Annotated in this window: 13 protein-coding genes and 1 other annotated feature; of the genes, 12 read left to right on the top strand and 1 reads right to left on the bottom strand. The window is 37.9% G+C overall.

Features of this window, described 5'->3' with window-relative positions; genetic code table 11:
• Nucleotide 1 precedes the first annotated feature (1 nt).
• The 5 genes from ADG81_RS01105 (at nucleotide 2) to ADG81_RS01085 (ending at nucleotide 8104) form a co-directional block, all read left to right on the top strand.
• On the top strand, nucleotides 2–1750 hold the full coding sequence (locus tag ADG81_RS01105) for an ABC transporter ATP-binding protein (RefSeq protein ID WP_049550640.1): 1749 nt from the start codon (nucleotides 2–4) through the stop codon (nucleotides 1748–1750).
• A 101-nt stretch (nucleotides 1751–1851) separates the two neighbouring features.
• Entirely contained in the window at nucleotides 1852–3111 is a 1260-nt protein-coding gene (locus ADG81_RS01100) for a TRZ/ATZ family protein (protein ID WP_049550639.1), read from the top strand.
• Between the two features lie 76 nt (nucleotides 3112–3187).
• Nucleotides 3188–3323: a sequence feature (ribosomal protein L10 leader region), on the top strand.
• A 38-nt stretch (nucleotides 3324–3361) separates the two neighbouring features.
• Complete coding sequence (gene rplJ / locus ADG81_RS01095; protein ID WP_001287277.1) at nucleotides 3362–3862, top strand: 50S ribosomal protein L10; 501 nt, start codon at nucleotides 3362–3364, stop codon at nucleotides 3860–3862.
• Between the two features lie 72 nt (nucleotides 3863–3934).
• On the top strand, nucleotides 3935–4303 hold the full coding sequence (gene rplL / locus ADG81_RS01090; RefSeq protein ID WP_001196965.1) for a 50S ribosomal protein L7/L12: 369 nt from the start codon (nucleotides 3935–3937) through the stop codon (nucleotides 4301–4303).
• A 222-nt stretch (nucleotides 4304–4525) separates the two neighbouring features.
• Entirely contained in the window at nucleotides 4526–8104 is a 3579-nt protein-coding gene (locus ADG81_RS01085) for an ATP-binding protein (protein WP_000058651.1), read from the top strand.
• A 290-nt stretch (nucleotides 8105–8394) separates the two neighbouring features.
• On the opposite strand, the gene gdhA is transcribed toward ADG81_RS01085, so the two are convergent.
• Nucleotides 8395–9741, bottom strand: a complete 1347-nt coding sequence (gene gdhA, locus ADG81_RS01080; RefSeq protein ID WP_049550638.1) for an NADP-specific glutamate dehydrogenase — start codon at nucleotides 9739–9741, stop codon at nucleotides 8395–8397.
• A gap of 228 nt (nucleotides 9742–9969) precedes the next feature.
• Here gdhA and ADG81_RS01075 point away from each other — a divergent pair, with 228 nt between their 5' ends.
• The 7 genes from ADG81_RS01075 (at nucleotide 9970) to ADG81_RS01045 (ending at nucleotide 16550) form a co-directional block, all read left to right on the top strand.
• Nucleotides 9970–10905, top strand: coding sequence for a dihydroorotate oxidase (locus ADG81_RS01075; protein ID WP_049550637.1), 936 nt, complete (start codon nucleotides 9970–9972; stop codon nucleotides 10903–10905).
• A 33-nt stretch (nucleotides 10906–10938) separates the two neighbouring features.
• On the top strand, nucleotides 10939–11976 hold the full coding sequence (gene holA / locus ADG81_RS01070) for a DNA polymerase III subunit delta (protein WP_049550636.1): 1038 nt from the start codon (nucleotides 10939–10941) through the stop codon (nucleotides 11974–11976).
• A gap of 145 nt (nucleotides 11977–12121) precedes the next feature.
• Nucleotides 12122–12727 carry a superoxide dismutase SodA gene (gene sodA, locus ADG81_RS01065; protein ID WP_020903212.1) on the top strand — a complete coding sequence of 202 codons (606 nt, stop codon included), beginning with the start codon at nucleotides 12122–12124 and terminating at the stop codon, nucleotides 12725–12727.
• 161 nt (nucleotides 12728–12888) lie between these two features.
• Nucleotides 12889–13419, top strand: a complete 531-nt coding sequence (locus tag ADG81_RS01060) for a YutD family protein (RefSeq protein ID WP_020903213.1) — start codon at nucleotides 12889–12891, stop codon at nucleotides 13417–13419.
• 20 nt (nucleotides 13420–13439) lie between these two features.
• The gene (rlmN, locus tag ADG81_RS01055; RefSeq protein WP_000804762.1) at nucleotides 13440–14525 is read left to right on the top strand and encodes a 23S rRNA (adenine(2503)-C(2))-methyltransferase RlmN; all 1086 of its coding nucleotides are present in this window, start codon (nucleotides 13440–13442) and stop codon (nucleotides 14523–14525) included.
• Nucleotides 14525–15007 (top strand): VanZ family protein, encoded by a 483-nt coding sequence (locus tag ADG81_RS01050; protein ID WP_049499637.1) that lies wholly within the window; start codon nucleotides 14525–14527, stop codon nucleotides 15005–15007. The genes rlmN and ADG81_RS01050 overlap by 1 nt, the downstream gene beginning before the upstream one ends.
• A 1-nt stretch (nucleotide 15008) precedes the next feature.
• The gene (locus ADG81_RS01045) at nucleotides 15009–16550 is read left to right on the top strand and encodes an ABC-F family ATP-binding cassette domain-containing protein (protein WP_000025383.1); all 1542 of its coding nucleotides are present in this window, start codon (nucleotides 15009–15011) and stop codon (nucleotides 16548–16550) included.
• The last annotated feature ends 137 nt before the right edge of the window (nucleotides 16551–16687 follow it).

Below are 16687 nucleotides of genomic sequence, written 5' to 3'. Positions count from 1 at the left end.
CATGAGACGACAAACTGCAAACCAGACGTTCATACGTTTGGCCAAAGATTTAGCAAGCCATCCTTTCCTCCTTTTCTTAGCCTTTCTAGGAACTATTGCTCAGGTTGGTTTATCAATCTACCTACCTATCTTGATTGGGCAGGTCATCGACCAAGTCCTAGTGACTGGTTCATCATCAGTTTTTTGGCACATTTTCATTCAGATGATTTTGGTGGTCATAGGAAATACTCTCGTTCAATGGGTCAATCCTCTCCTCTATAATCGCCTAATCTTCTCTTATACTAGAAACTTGCGAGAGCGAATCATCCATAAGCTCCATCGTTTACCGATTTCTTTTGTGGATCGGCAAGGCAGTGGGGAGATGGTCAGTCGGGTGACAACAGACATAGAACAGTTGGCAGCTGGCTTGACCATGATTTTTAACCAATTCTTCATTGGTGTCTTGATGATTTTAGTCAGCATTCTAGCCATGATTCAAATTCATCTCCTCATGACTCTTTTGGTCTTGCTGTTGACGCCACTGTCTATGGTAATCTCACGCTTTATTGCCAAACGCTCCTATCATCTCTTCCAAAAGCAAACAGAGACGAGGGGAATTCAGACTCAGTTGATTGAAGAATCGCTTAGCCAGCAGACTATTATCCAGTCTTTTAATGCTCAGGAAGATTTTATCCAAAGACTGCACGAGGCGAATGCCAACTATGCAGGTTATTCACAGTCAGCTATCTTTTATTCTTCAACGGTCAATCCTTCGACTCGCTTTGTCAATGCGCTTATTTATGCCCTTCTAGCTGGAGTGGGAGCTTATCGTATCATGATAGGCTCTACCTTGACCATTGGACGCTTAGTGACTTTTTTGAACTATGTTCAACAGTACACCAAGCCTTTTAATGATATTTCTTCAGTGCTAGCTGAGTTGCAAAGTGCCTTGGCTTGTGCAGAACGTGTTTATGGAGTCTTAGATAGTCCTGAGGTGGCTGAAACAGGTAAGGAAGAGTTGACTAGTGACCAAGTTAAGGGAGCTATTTCCTTTAAACAGGTTTCTTTTGGCTACCATCCTGAAAAGATTTTGATTAAGGATTTATCTATTGATATTCCAGCTGGTAGCAAGGTTGCTATTGTTGGTCCGACAGGTGCTGGAAAATCAACTCTTATCAATCTCCTCATGCGTTTTTACCCTATTAACTCAGGAGATATCTTGCTGGATGGGAAATCCATTTATGATTATAGTCGTGCCTCTTTACGCCAGCAGTTTGGAATGGTGCTTCAAGAAACCTGGCTCAAGCAAGGAACTATTCATGATAATATTGCCTTTGGAAATCCTGATTCCAGTCGGGAGCAAGTGATTGCTGCTGCCAAAGCAACCAATGCAGACTTTTTCATCCAACAGTTGCCGCAGGGATACGATACCAAGTTGGCAAATGCAGGAGAATCTCTCTCTGTTGGTCAGGCCCAGCTCTTGACCATAGCCCGAGTCTTTCTGACTATTCCAAAGATTCTTATCTTAGACGAGGCAACCTCTTCCATCGATACGCGGACAGAAGTGCTGGTTCAGGATGCCTTTGCTAAACTCATGAAGGGGCGTACAAGCTTTATCATTGCCCACCGCTTGTCAACCATTCAGGATGCGGATTTGATTCTTGTCTTGGTGGATGGCGACATTGTTGAGTATGGGAGCCATCAGGAACTCATGGCTCGAAAGGGTAAGTATTATCAAATGCAGCAAGCAGCAGATTTTAGCTTTGAATAAGCCATTCTCTTTTGAAAGTTTATGGACGAAAAAAGTTGCCTTCGGGTGACTTTTTTGTTACAATAGCTAGAAAAAATCAAGGCCTTAGAAGGAGAAAAACAATGAAAGTCTATCAGCATGTAAATATCGTGACTTGTGATCAAGATTTCCATGTTTATCTGAATGGAATCTTAGCAGTTAAGGATTCTCAAATCGTCTATGTCGGTCAAGAGAATTCAGAGATTTTAGAGCAAGCTGAGCAGATTATAGACTATCAGGGGGCCTGGATTATGCCTGGTTTGGTCAATTGTCACACCCATTCTGCTATGACAGGATTGAGAGGAATTCGAGATGATAGCAATCTCCATGAATGGCTTAATGACTATATCTGGCCAGCAGAAGCAGGATTTACTCCCGACATGACTACAAGAGCGGTTAAAGAAGCTATGATAGAGATGCTCCAGTCGGGAACAACAACCTTTAACGATATGTATAATCCCAATGGTGTGGATATTGAACGGATTTATCAGGCAGTGAAAACTTCCAAGATGCGTTGTTATTTCTCACCGACTCTTTTTTCTTCAGAGGCAGAGACAACTGCTGAGACCATAAGCAGAACTCGAGCAACCATTGAGGAAATTATTGGATATAAAAATCCAAATTTCAAGGTGATGGTAGCCCCACATTCTCCCTACAGCTGTGATAGAGACTTGCTGGAAGAAAGTTTAGACATGGCAAAAGAGTTGAATATTCCTCTCCATATCCATGTTGCGGAGACCAAGGAGGAATCAGGGATTATCCTGAAACGATATGGCAAACGACCCCTCGCCTTTCTAGAAGAACTGGGTTACTTAGATCATCCGTCTGTCTTTGCTCACGGGGTCGAATTAAACGAGAGAGAAATTGAACGCTTGGCAACTTCTCAAGTGTCTATTGCCCACAATCCTATTAGTAACCTCAAACTGGCATCAGGGATTGCTCCTATCATTCAACTGCAAAAAGCAGGAGTAGCAGTCGGAATTGCGACGGATTCGGTTGCCTCCAATAACAATCTAGATATGTTTGAGGAAGGACGGACTGCAGCCCTTCTTCAGAAGATGAAAAGTGGAGATGCCAGACAATTTCCTATCGAAACAGCTCTCAAGGCGCTGACAATCGAAGGAGCTAGGGTCCTAGGAATGGAAGAACAGATAGGAAGTCTGGAAGTAGGTAAACAGGCAGATTTTCTCGTTATTCAACCACAAGGGAAAATTCATCTCCAACCCCAAGAAAATATGCTCTCTCACCTTGTTTATGCTGTCAAATCCAGTGATGTTGATGATGTCTATATTGCAGGAGAACAGGTTGTCAAGCAAGGTAAAGTTTTGACGGTAGAACTTTAAAAGAAAAATCACGAAAAAATTTTAAAAAATGTTTGCAAAAATCTTGCATTCTTTTTTTGACTATGCTATACTTATATACGGTTTGAAAAAACTGCCTAAGACAGTAGGGGAGCTCGACTCATAAGTATCCTACCGAGGACAAAACGTATCATGTAAAAAGAAGCGTATTGTACTTTCGTGTCTAGGTTTGGGCGCGTTTTTCTTTTGAAAAATTTCCCCAAGCAAAATAATAACGGAGGTGAACACACTAATGAGTGAAGCAATTATTGCTAAAAAAGCGGAACTAGTTGACGTAGTAGCTGAGAAAATGAAAGCTGCTGCATCTATCGTCGTTGTAGACGCTCGTGGTTTGACAGTTGAGCAAGATACAGTTCTTCGTCGTGAGCTTCGTGGAAGCGAAGTTGAGTATAAAGTGATTAAAAACTCAATCTTGCGTCGTGCAGCTGAAAAAGCTGGTCTTGAAGATCTTGCATCTGTATTTGTTGGACCATCTGCAGTAGCATTTTCTAACGAAGATGTTATCGCACCAGCGAAAATCTTGAACGACTTTTCTAAAAACGCTGAAGCACTTGAAATCAAAGGTGGTGCAATCGAAGGCGCTGTCGCATCTAAAGAAGAGATTCTTGCTCTTGCAACTCTTCCAAACCGCGAAGGACTTCTTTCTATGCTCCTTTCTGTACTTCAAGCGCCAGTGCGCAACGTTGCTCTTGCAGTCAAAGCGGTTGCAGACAACAAAGAAGACGCAGCTTAATCTTAAGCTACGCAGCGTAGCCTAGCTACGAAAATCTATTATAAATTTAAAACATATTTGGAGGATATAACAATGGCATTGAACATTGAAAACATTATTGCTGAAATTAAAGAAGCTTCAATCCTTGAATTGAACGACCTTGTAAAAGCTATCGAAGAAGAATTTGGTGTAACTGCAGCTGCTCCTGTAGCTGTTGCTGCAGCTGGTGCTGCTGACGCTGGTGCTGCTAAAGATTCATTCGACGTTGAATTGACATCTGCAGGCGACAAAAAAGTTGGCGTTATCAAAGTTGTACGTGAAATCACAGGTCTTGGTCTTAAAGAAGCTAAAGAACTTGTTGATGGTGCACCAGCACTTGTTAAAGAAGGCGTTGCAACTGCAGAAGCTGAAGAAATCAAAGCTAAATTGGAAGAAGCTGGAGCTTCAGTTACTCTTAAATAATAGAGTAACTACATTAGTAGCTTAAAAACATGATTAAACCGCTATTCTTGGGAGTAGCGGTTTTCTTTTTATATAGTTGTTCAGGAAAGCAATAATTTTTGTATAATTGGTTTACTACTCTAAATTAATGTAGTACAAGAGTTTGTTAATTAAACTATACCTTATGGTTTTGACTAGTGTGATATAATTATGTTGAAATACTTATCTGGAAAGGTTTTTATAATGAGTTTAAGAAATAAAATTGAGCAACATATTAAAGAGCTAGAGGGAGGGAAGTTTCAAAAACTAGGTGACGCGTACCTAAGTAGAAAATACAATTTTAATATTGTTTCATTAGGCTCACAGGAAGGAACAGATAAAACAACTAAAGGGATCCCAGATTCTTACGCTGACGAAGATGGTAAATATGTTTATATTATGTATGGCACCCATAAGTCTGTAATATCTAAATTAGAAGGAGACATTCAGTCAGTTAAGAAAAAAATTTTAGAGGAAAATATTGCTGAAGATAAAGTTGGGAGGCTTATTTGTTGTCATACTTCTTCAAATATAACAATTAAGCAAAAAGAAGATCTAGAAAAAATGGCTGAACCTTATCAGCTAGAATTGATTGGAATTAATGAAATTGCTAATGATCTTACAAAGATAGATTTTCAATATTTAGCAAAGGAGTATCTATCAATCAGTGAATCTACAGAGCAAGTTTGGTCTATCAATGACTTCATAAGAATTCATGATGAGAGTAAAACTAATGCACCTATATCAAATGACTATATTGGAGATGTAAGTGAAATTATAAATACCATTAAATCAAGTGAAAAACGAATCTTCTTAATATCTGCTAAGCCTGGAACAGGGAAAACTAGATTTGCAATTGAAATTTGCTCTTTGCTTGACCGAAATAAGTATAACATTATTTGTGTCAAGAGCAATAATCAGGATATTTACCAAGATGTAAAACGCAATCTAAATTTACACAAAGAAAATATTGTTTTTATTGATGATGTTAATACTACACAAAATTATATTTCTACACTTGGGCTACTGAACACGACTAGTAATATTCGGTTTATTCTTACGGTACGTGATTATGCTAAAAAAGATGTAATCAATAATGTTAAAGTTTATGGGTACAATAATATTGAGCCAGAACTTATAAAAGATGATAATTTTAAGGAATTACTCAATCAATTCTCTCGAAACGATTTCACCAATAAAGAAATTGAACATATAAAAACGATATCTAAAAGCAATCCGCGTATTGCAGTCATTGCAGCGAAGTTATCTAGCTCTAGGGATTTGACTAATTTTAATGACGAGACTGATATTTTAAAAGATTACTATGAAGAAATTTTAAATAAAAATAACATTATTTATGCAGAACAAAAGACTTTATTTATTTTATCTTACTTAAAAAAGATTAGGCTGGAAAGTTTAGAAGAGAACCAGGAATTCAAAAAATTACTAAAAATAACTGATATAACAAATACTGACTTTAAGAGTGCAGTGGAGAAGCTTCACGAGAGAGAGTTGTGTAATATTTATAACGACAAAATTGTAAAGATAGCAGATCAATCATTAGATGATTATATAGTTATCAAGTTTTTAATTAACAAGAAAATATCAATTTTAGAAATTTTACATGAGTTATATCCAGTAAATGATCAAAGAGTTGTTCAAATACTAAATCAATGTTCCAATTTTATTAGGAAAGAGAGTGATGTAGAAAGCGTTTCTGATGCAGTTAAATCATATTATTACAATGAAAGTAATTTTGAAAGTTATGAACTTAAAGAAAAGTTTTTAATACAATTTGGAGTATTACTTCCTTTAGAAGCAATTTCACACGTTAAAAATAAAATTGATAATATAGAGTCTCAGGCTTATACAAAGACTAATTTTATTAATCAGAAGGATAAAAAGGAATCTATTGAGGATTCAGTTTTAAATATTGTATTTGTAACTACACGGACAAAATATTGTAGTCAAATTCTCCAATTATTGTTAAAGTACTTTGATAAAAATCCTAATAAAATTTCTGAGGTTTATAGTATTCTTGAAGCAAACTACGGGTTGGTTACAGAAAGAGAATATATTGATTATACCTTGGCTGAAAATACCATTTCTGAACTTGCTAATCTTGATTTGACAAAAAGTTATAACCAAGAATTAATCGTGACAATTTTGAAGCAGTATATTAAAATTGAAATCGAAAGAACAGAAGCTCATGAAGAGACATTTACTTTTGGGCGCTATAAAGTCCCGGATAGTGAAAAATTAAAACAGTATCATAGAAGTATACTAAAACTTTTAGCGAATTTGTATAATATAGGGAGTTGTGAAACTAGATTTTATATTGAGAAAATGCTATATGATTACAGAAGAAAAATTTTGACCTATTCAGAAAGTCATCGTAATACTATCCTTGGAGATTTGAGAAATATTAGGAAATTATTTTTTAATGACATTAAAAACTTATCTATGATTGGAGAAAAAATAGTTTATTCTTTGCATAAAGCTGAAGTGAAAGAAAACTTACCGATTGTTTTTGATGATTATATAATTTCTGACAGACAAAAAATATATAATAATTTAACAAATCCTAACCATGCTTGGTTTTATGATGCTGCTGAAATTAAACTACAACAAATTGCAAATAGCTATTCAAATGTTTGGCTTAAAATTTTTAATTTTGCAAATCAATTCAAACATAGCTTATTTATGAATGACAATAACATTGAGCTAGTACTATTCAATATGTTTTTACTATCAAAAAATGATAAAAAGATTAAATTTCTAAATTATATGTTTAAATCAAACTATCATTTTGTAAATAGGAATCCGATTAGTTTTTTAGAAAATATTGAGGAAAGTTCAATGCAGTCTGTTATTGCTTCCTCTCCAGAATCAGAAAAATATGAATGGCAACTTGCTTATTTAACACAACTTGAAAACGTTAAAAATGAAGATATACAAACATTAAAGAGTATTCTAGAAGCTAATTCTTTACCATGTTATTTTACAATTTTAAATTTTGAGAGATTGATTTTGAAAGATCCTAGTTTAAAAGAGTTGTTAATACAAAAAGCTGGGAATACAAATTTTGTTATTTCTGATTTTATAAGAGAAGAAGAGGTGCCAAAATTAATAAATCTAATTGGAGTAAAAGAGTTGAAGTTTTGGTATTTAATAAATTTAGAAAATTGTCAGAATCACAGCTATAATCTTTTTCAAAAATTAGGTGAAAAAGATGTTAATTTTTCGGTAGAAGTCTTGAAGAAAATTGATGAATTGAGAATAGGTCATTCTAATTCAGAATACATGGTATTACATTCTATAAATGAATTTAGAGATAAGAAAGAAATTTATAAAAAGTTTATCCGTTTTGCAATAAATAGGCCATATTACTACTACAACAATATGATTGATGATATTATAAAAAATGACAGTCAGATCATATTAGAAATACTGGAGGAAACAAATAATGAGCAATCTGCAATTAGATTGGTCAATCTAGGTGTAGAATTTTTAGAAAACAACAATCAAAAACTAATACTATTTAATCTTCTCAGAGCTAAAGGATTTGGTAAGAATTCATTCCAAGAAATACATTTTACTCCCTATTCACATTTTTATACTGGTAGTCATGTTCCAGTGTTGGAATTAGAAAAAGAACTCCTAGAAAGAATTAAAAAGATATTTGAAACTGATATAGACTACATTAACTTGCTACTGTACTTGAATAAACTAATTGATTGCAAGCGAAAAGCTATTGAAAGAGAATTGGAAAAAGAGTTTTAAATTTTAATTTATATTTCTTACTTTTTAAGGTGCCAGATATAATAAATAAAATCTACTGTTTTATAACAAAATATTAGGTTTGAGTTATGAATTGTGGGAAATGATAATCTATAGTAGAGTAGTTTTATTGTCTTTTCAAAAATAGACAATAAATATATTAAAAACATTAGCCTATATAAAGAAAAAGGTAGAATTCTATATTTTTGCATAAAGGATATTAGAATCTTAAATTTTAGGAATTGAAAAAACTGGCTACCCGTCTGGGTAGTCAGTTTCCGTAATTTGTTTTTTTATACCACGCCTTGTGCAATCATGGCATTTGCCACATTTTCAAAGGCAGCAATGTTTGCTCCTGCAAGGTAGTCTTTATCAAGACCATATGTTTCTGAAGTTGTTTTAGCTGTGTTGAAGATGTTTGTCATGATGTCTTTGAGGCGTCCATCAACTTCTTCACGAGTCCATGAGAGGCGAAGACTGTTTTGGCTCATTTCAAGGGCTGAAACGGCTACACCACCAGCGTTGGCAGCTTTGGCAGGTCCGTAGAAGATACCATTTTCTTTGTAAACTTTGATGGCATCAAGGTCGCTTGGCATGTTGGCACCTTCAGATACACAGATAACTCCTTGAGCAACCAAACGTTTAGCTGCTTCACCGTTGATTTCGTTTTGAGTAGCACATGGAAGAGCAATGTCATAGTTTCCAGCGTAAGTCCATACAGAACCTTCGTGATATGTTGCAGTTGCTTTTTCAGCAGCATACTCAGTCAAACGAGCACGACGTTTTTCTTTAACATCTACTAAAAGATCGAAGTCGATACCATTTTCATCGATGACATAACCATTTGAGTCAGATACAGAGATAACAGTTGCACCGAGTTCAGTCGCTTTTTGAAGAGCGTATTGAGCAACGTTACCAGAACCTGAAATAACCACTTTCTTACCAGCAAAGCTGTTGCCGTTAGCTTTAAGCATTTCTTCAGTGTAGTAAACCAAACCGTAACCAGTTGCTTCTGGACGAATTAAGCTACCACCAAATCCAAGAGGTTTACCAGTCAAGACACCAGCATCAAATTGGTTAAGACGTTTGTATTGACCGTAAAGATAACCAATTTCACGTCCACCAACACCGATATCACCAGCAGGTACATCAAGTGATGGGCCGATGTATTTTTGCAGTTCAGTCATGAAGCTTTGGCAGAAGCGCATCACTTCAGCATCTGTTTTACCTTTAGGATCGAAGTCTGATCCACCTTTACCTCCACCGATAGGAAGTCCAGTCAAGACGTTTTTAAAGATTTGTTCAAATCCGAGGAATTTCAAAATCCCTTGGTTTACAGTTGGGTGGAAACGAAGTCCGCCTTTGTATGGTCCAACAGCTGAGTTGAATTGAACACGGTAGCCGCGGTTTACTTGAACTTTTCCATCACGGTCAACCCAAGGAACACGGAAAGAAATCACGCGCTCTGGTTCAGTAATACGTGCCAAGATATTTTCTTCGATATACTCAGGGTGTTGTTCAAATACAGGTTCTAAAGTGTTGAAAAATTCTTCGACAGCTTGGAGGAATTCAGCCTCGTGCCCGTTACGAGCTTTCACAGTTTCAAACACGCTTTGGATATATTCTTTAGCAGATGTCATATCGTTCTCCTTAAATTCTAATTTAATTATGTGAGTCATTATAGCAGAATTTTTTTTAGCTGTAAAGAAAAAAACAGAAATTTTCTAAAAATTCTTTCAATTTAGTTTTTGAGATTTTTTGAAAGTAGATAAAAAACGAACGTTTTTCTTATAAATGCCTTTCTTAAAGAGAAAATCTGAAAATATGGTATAATATTAGCAATAAAAGGAATCTGGAGGATCAGAATCATGGTATCAACGAAAACGCAAATTGCTGGTTTTGAGTTTGACAATTGTTTGATGAATGCAGCAGGTGTGGCTTGTATGACGATAGCAGAGTTAGAAGGCGTTAAAAACTCAGCAGCAGGAACCTTTGTCACGAAGACAGCGACCTTGGACTTTCGTCAGGGAAATCCTGAGCCACGCTATCAAGATGTTCCACTTGGTTCCATCAACTCTATGGGCTTGCCAAATAATGGCTTAGATTATTACCTAAACTATCTTCTGGAATTACAAGAAAAGGAACCGAATCGTACCTTCTTTCTATCCTTAGTTGGAATGTCTCCAGAGGAAACCCATACTATCTTGAAAAAAGTCCAAGAGAGTGAGTTTCGTGGTCTGGCTGAGCTAAATCTTTCCTGTCCAAATGTTCCAGGTAAACCTCAGATTGCCTATGATTTTGAGACAACTGACCGAATTTTGGCAGAAGTATTTGCCTACTTTACCAAACCTCTTGGGATTAAATTACCACCTTATTTTGACATTGTTCACTTTGACCAAGCGGCAGCTATTTTCAATAAATATCCGCTCAAGTTTGTCAACTGTGTTAACTCGATTGGGAACGGCCTTTATATAGAAGATGAATCTGTCGTTATTCGACCTAAGAATGGTTTTGGTGGGATTGGTGGGGAGTACATCAAACCGACTGCTCTAGCCAATGTTCATGCTTTTTATCAACGTTTAAATCCTCAAATCCAAATCATTGGAACAGGTGGTGTTCTGACTGGTCGAGATGCTTTTGAACACATCCTCTGTGGTGCTAGTATGGTACAGGTGGGAACCACCCTTCACAAAGAAGGTGTTGGTGCCTTCGAACGTATTACCAATGAACTGAAAGCAATCATGTCGGAAAAAGGGTATGAGAGCTTAGAAGATTTCCGTGGGAAATTGCGCTACATTGACTAAATTAAATCGAAAAATCAGAAGAAAGGAGAGAAGATGCTAGCTATTGAAGAAAGCCAGAAGTTGACTTTATCAAATTTACCTAACCTGAGCCTGTTTACAGGGACAGATCAGGGCCAGTTTGAAGTGATGAAGAGTCAAGTGTTGAAACAGATTGGGTATGATTCTGCCGACCTCAATTTTGCCTACTTTGATATGAAAGAAGTAGCTTATAAAGACTTAGAGTTGGAGTTGGTCAGTCTCCCTTTCTTTGCGGATGAGAAAATCGTGATATTAGACCATTTTGTCGATATCACAACAGCCAAGAAACGCTTTTTAACAGATGATGAGCTCAAGTCGTTTGAGGAATACCTTGATAACCCTTCGCCAACAACCAAGTTGTTGATCTTTGCGGAAGGAAAACTGGATAGCAAGAGACGGTTGGTCAAATTACTTAAGCGTGATGCCAAGGTTTTTGATGCAGTAGAAGCCAAAGAACAAGAATTGCGCCAGTATTTCCAAAAGTGGAGTCAGAAACAAGGTCTGCAGTTTACCAATCATTCTTTTGAAAATCTACTCATCAAGTCGGGTTTTCAATTTAGCGAAATCCAGAAAAATCTCCTCTTTTTACAGTCCTATAAGGAAGACTCTGTTATCGAGGAAGAGGATATTGTTAACGCAATTCCCAAGACCTTGCAGGACAATATCTTTGACTTAACTCAGTTTATTCTGACTAAAAAGATGGACCAGGCGCGCGATTTGGTTAGAGATTTGACCTTGCAAGGTGAAGATGAAATCAAGTTGATTGCAGTCATGCTAGGACAATTTCGGACTTTTACTCAGGTGAAAATTTTGTCGGAGTCTGGGCAAACAGAATCGCAGATTGCAAGTAGTCTAGGAAGTTTTCTCGGACGCAATCCTAATCCCTATCAAATCAAGTTTGCGCTGAGGGATTCACGAGGACTTTCCTTGAGCTTTTTGAAGCAAGCTATTTCTTATTTGATTGAGACAGACTATCAGATTAAGACAGGTCTTTATGAAAAGAGTTTCCTTTTTGAAAAGGCACTCTTGCAGATTGCTAGTCAGGTAAATTAATCCTATCTGAAAAATTTTTTTAACCCGCGTCAGGATTATCTTGTCGTGGGTTTCTTGCTGATTTCCTTATCTATAAGCAAAAAACTTGAAAAAAGTGAATGTTTGCGTTATCATTTTCATATAGAAAGAAAAAGAGGTATTACAGATGGCTATTATCTTACCAGATCTTCCATATGCATACGACGCTTTGGAACCATACATCGATGCGGAAACAATGCACTTGCACCATGACAAACACCATCAAACTTATGTCAACAATGCCAATGCAGCTCTAGAAAAACACCCTGAAATCGGTGAAGACCTTGAAGCCTTGCTTGCTGATGTAGAATCTATTCCAGCTGATATCCGTCAAGCACTTATCAACAACGGTGGCGGACACTTGAACCACGCTCTTTTCTGGGAATTGATGACTCCTGAAAAAACAGCTCCATCAGCAGAACTTGCAGCAGCAATCGATGCAACATTTGGTTCATTTGAAGACTTCCAAGCAGCCTTCACTGCAGCAGCAACAACTCGTTTCGGTTCTGGATGGGCATGGTTGGTTGTTAACAAAGAGGGTAAACTTGAAGTGACTTCAACAGCAAACCAAGACACACCAATCTCAGAAGGTAAAAAACCAATCTTGGGCTTGGACGTTTGGGAACATGCTTACTACGTGAAATACCGCAACGTACGTCCTGACTACATCAAAGCTTTCTTCTCAGTGATCAACTGGAACAAAGTAGATGAATTGTACGCAGCTGCTAAATAATGATATGATATATGGAGGGAAGAATTGTTCTTCTCTTTTTAAGGTTATATTATTTTGGTCTGACAAAATCGTCAGACTTTTTTCATTTTTATGAGAAACGTGCTAAGTGCTAGAAATTATGGTAGAATAAAGTATTAAGTAATCGTGGAAAAAGGATATCTATGCGAAAAGAAATTGCACCTGAATTATACAACTATAACAAGTTTCCTGGTCCTGAGTTCCATTTACACGGGGACAAGGTAGAAACGGAAGGGATAGCTTTTTCCTTGGTGGAAAATATCAAGGATGCCTTCGATGTGACGGCTTTTAATCAGCGTTTTTCAGAAGTCTTAACAAAGTTTGATTATATCGTGGGAGACTGGAGCAACGAACAGCTTCGCCTACGAGGTTTTTATAAGGATGACCGAACAGAAGAAAAACTTGAAAAAATCAGTCGTTTACAAGACTACCTTTTAGAGTATTGTAGTTATGGTTGTGCCTATTTTGTCTTAGAAAATGAAGCCCCTAAGCGAGCATCATTTGACAAGAAAATGCGTAAGAAGGAAGAAGAACTGCCTTCTAGAAAAGGAAAGAAGCCGACTCAAACCAAACGAAAACCGAATGCAGATAAGAAAAATAGACGTCGTCAGAAAGACCAGCATTCTCAGAAAGAGGACAAGGGGCAACGTCATTTTGTCATTCGTCAGAAGTGAGTAGAGAATAAGGAGAAGAAATGAAACCGTCAATTTATAGTTTAACACGTCAAACCATGCAGGAATGGGTTTTGGAGCAGGGAGAAAAGAAATTCCGTGCAGACCAAATCTGGGAATGGCTTTACCGTAAACGTGTCCAGTCATTTGAAGAAATGACCAACCTTTCTAAGGATTTGATTGCGAAGCTTAATGACCAGTTTGTGGTCAATCCCTTGAAACAACGTATTGTTCAAGAGTCTGCTGATGGGACTGTCAAATATCTCTTTGAGTTGCCTGATGGTATGTTGATCGAGACTGTACTCATGCGTCAACACTATGGTTTGTCAGTCTGTGTGACGACTCAGGTCGGCTGTAATATCGGTTGTACCTTCTGTGCCTCTGGTTTGATTAAGAAACAACGCGACCTCAATAATGGGGAAATCGTAGCGCAGATCATGCTGGTTCAGAAATACTTCGATGAGCGTGGTCAGGACGAACGCGTCAGCCATATCGTTGTCATGGGAATCGGTGAGCCCTTTGATAACTACAACAATGTCTTGAATTTCGTTCGTACTATCAATGATGACAAGGGAATGGCCATCGGTGCTCGTCACATTACGGTTTCAACTTCAGGTTTGGCCCATAAAATTCGTGATTTTGCTAATGAAGGAGTTCAGGTCAATCTTGCTGTTTCCCTTCATGCACCTAATAATGAACTGCGCTCAAGCATCATGAAGATTAACCGTGCCTTTCCGATTGAAAAACTCTTTGCTGCTATTGAGTACTACATTGAGACAACTAATCGTCGTGTGACTTTTGAGTATATCATGCTTAATGAAGTTAACGATGGTGTAGAACAAGCCTTGGAATTGGCTGAATTGCTCAAGAACATCAAGAAATTGTCTTATGTAAACTTGATTCCTTATAACCCAGTTAGTGAGCATGACCAATATAGCCGTAGTCCCAAAGAGCGCGTCATGGCCTTCTATGATACTCTTAAGAAAAAAGGGGTTAACTGTGTTGTTCGTCAAGAGCATGGTACTGATATTGATGCAGCTTGTGGACAATTGCGTTCTAATACAATGAAACGTGACCGCCAGAAAGCAGTCGCAGCAGTCAATCCGTAATGATGAAGAAAACTCATAATCATATTTTAGTCTGGGGAGTTATTTTCTATAGCATTTGTATCGTCTACTTTTGTTTTACTCCTCAAGAACATTCTCCCGTGGGAGTGGAAACTCCAGGTATTCAGCATCTTGGACGCCTGGTTTTTCTTTTGACTCCTTTCAATTCTTTCTGGAAACTGGGTGAAGTGAGTGATATGGGACAATTATATTGGATTTTTTTACAAAATATCCTCAATGTCTTCTTGCTTTTTCCTCTGGTCTTCCAACTCCTTTATCTCTTTCCAAACTTAAGGAAAACAAAAAGAGTTCTTCTTTTCAGTTTTCTAGTGAGTCTTGGAATCGAGTGTACGCAGTTAGTCTTGGACCTTTTCTTTGATTTCAATCGCGTCTTTGAGATTGATGATTTGTGGACCAATACCTTGGGTGGCTATCTGGCTTGGCTCCTCTATAAACAACTACATAAAAACAAGATAAGGAATTAAAATGAGTATTTTAGAAGTTAAAAATCTGAGTCACGGTTTTGGTGACCGTGCAATTTTTGAAGATGTATCCTTCCGTCTCCTCAAGGGAGAACATATCGGTCTGGTCGGTGCTAATGGTGAAGGAAAATCAACCTTTATGAGCATTGTAACTGGTAAGATGTTGCCAGATGAAGGGAAAGTCGAATGGTCTAAATATGTGACTGCTGGTTATTTGGACCAGCACTCTGTCCTTGCTGAAGGGCAGTCGGTGCGTGATGTGCTCCGTACAGCTTTTGATGAGCTGTTTAAAGCAGAAGTCCGAATCAATGACCTTTATATGGAAATGGCTGAAGACGGAGCGGATGTTGATGCACTTATGGAAGAAGTTGGAGAACTTCAAGACCGTTTGGAGAGTCGTGATTTCTATACCTTGGATGCTAAGATTGACGAAGTGGCGCGTGCCCTTGGTGTCATGGACTTTGGAATGGATACGGATGTAACTTCTTTGTCAGGTGGGCAAAGAACCAAGGTGCTTTTGGCTAAGCTTCTCCTTGAAAAGCCAGATATATTGCTTTTGGACGAGCCGACCAACTACTTGGATGCTGAGCATATTGACTGGCTCAAGCGCTATCTCCAGAACTATGAGAATGCATTTGTCCTTATTTCACATGATATCCCATTCCTGAACGATGTGATTAATATTGTCTATCATGTGGAAAATCAACAGCTGACGCGTTACTCTGGTGACTACTACCAGTTCCAAGAAGTCTATGCTATGAAGAAATCTCAGCTAGAGGCAGCCTACGAACGTCAGCAGAAAGAGATTGCCGACCTTAAGGACTTTGTTGCCCGAAACAAAGCGCGTGTTGCAACACGAAACATGGCCATGTCCCGTCAGAAGAAATTGGATAAGATGGATATTATCGAACTGCAAAGTGAGAAACCAAAACCATCATTTGATTTCAAACCGGCTCGTACACCAGGGCGCTTTATCTTTCAAGCCAAGGATTTGCAAATTGGTTACGACCGTCCTCTGACCAAGCCCTTAAACCTAACCTTTGAGCGCAATCAAAAGGTTGCTATTATCGGGGCAAATGGTATCGGGAAAACAACTCTCTTGAAGTCTCTCTTAGGAATTATCCCACCTATTGCTGGGGAAGTGGAGCGTGGAGATTATTTAGAACTTGGTTACTTTGAGCAGGAAGTAGAAGGTGGCAATCGTCAAACACCACTAGAGGCTGTCTGGAATGCCTTTCCAGCTCTCAACCAAGCAGAAGTTCGTGCAGCCCTTGCCCGTTGTGGTTTGACAACCAAGCATATTGAAAGCCAAATTCAGGTTTTGTCAGGTGGGGAACAAGCCAAGGTTCGTTTCTGTCTCTTGATGAATCGTGAAAACAATGTTTTAGTACTGGACGAGCCGACCAACCATTTGGATGTGGATGCCAAGGATGAACTCAAACGTGCTCTCAAAGAATATAAGGGATCTATCCTTATGGTCTGCCACGAACCAGACTTCTATGAAGGCTGGATGGACCAAATCTGGGATTTTAATAATCTAACTTAAAAATGAGGATAAAAGAAATACAGTACCGAATGTGGGTACTGTATTTTTTAGGTTTTTAAGATTTAATACTCTTCGAAAATCTCTTCAAACCGCGTCAACGTCGCCTTGCCGTACTCAAGTACAGCCTGCGGCTAGTT

It is taken from the genome of Streptococcus pseudopneumoniae, from assembly GCF_001070815.1.
In the GTDB taxonomy this organism is placed as follows: domain Bacteria; phylum Bacillota; class Bacilli; order Lactobacillales; family Streptococcaceae; genus Streptococcus; species Streptococcus pseudopneumoniae_P.
This window is presented reverse-complemented; position numbering and strand designations above follow the sequence as displayed.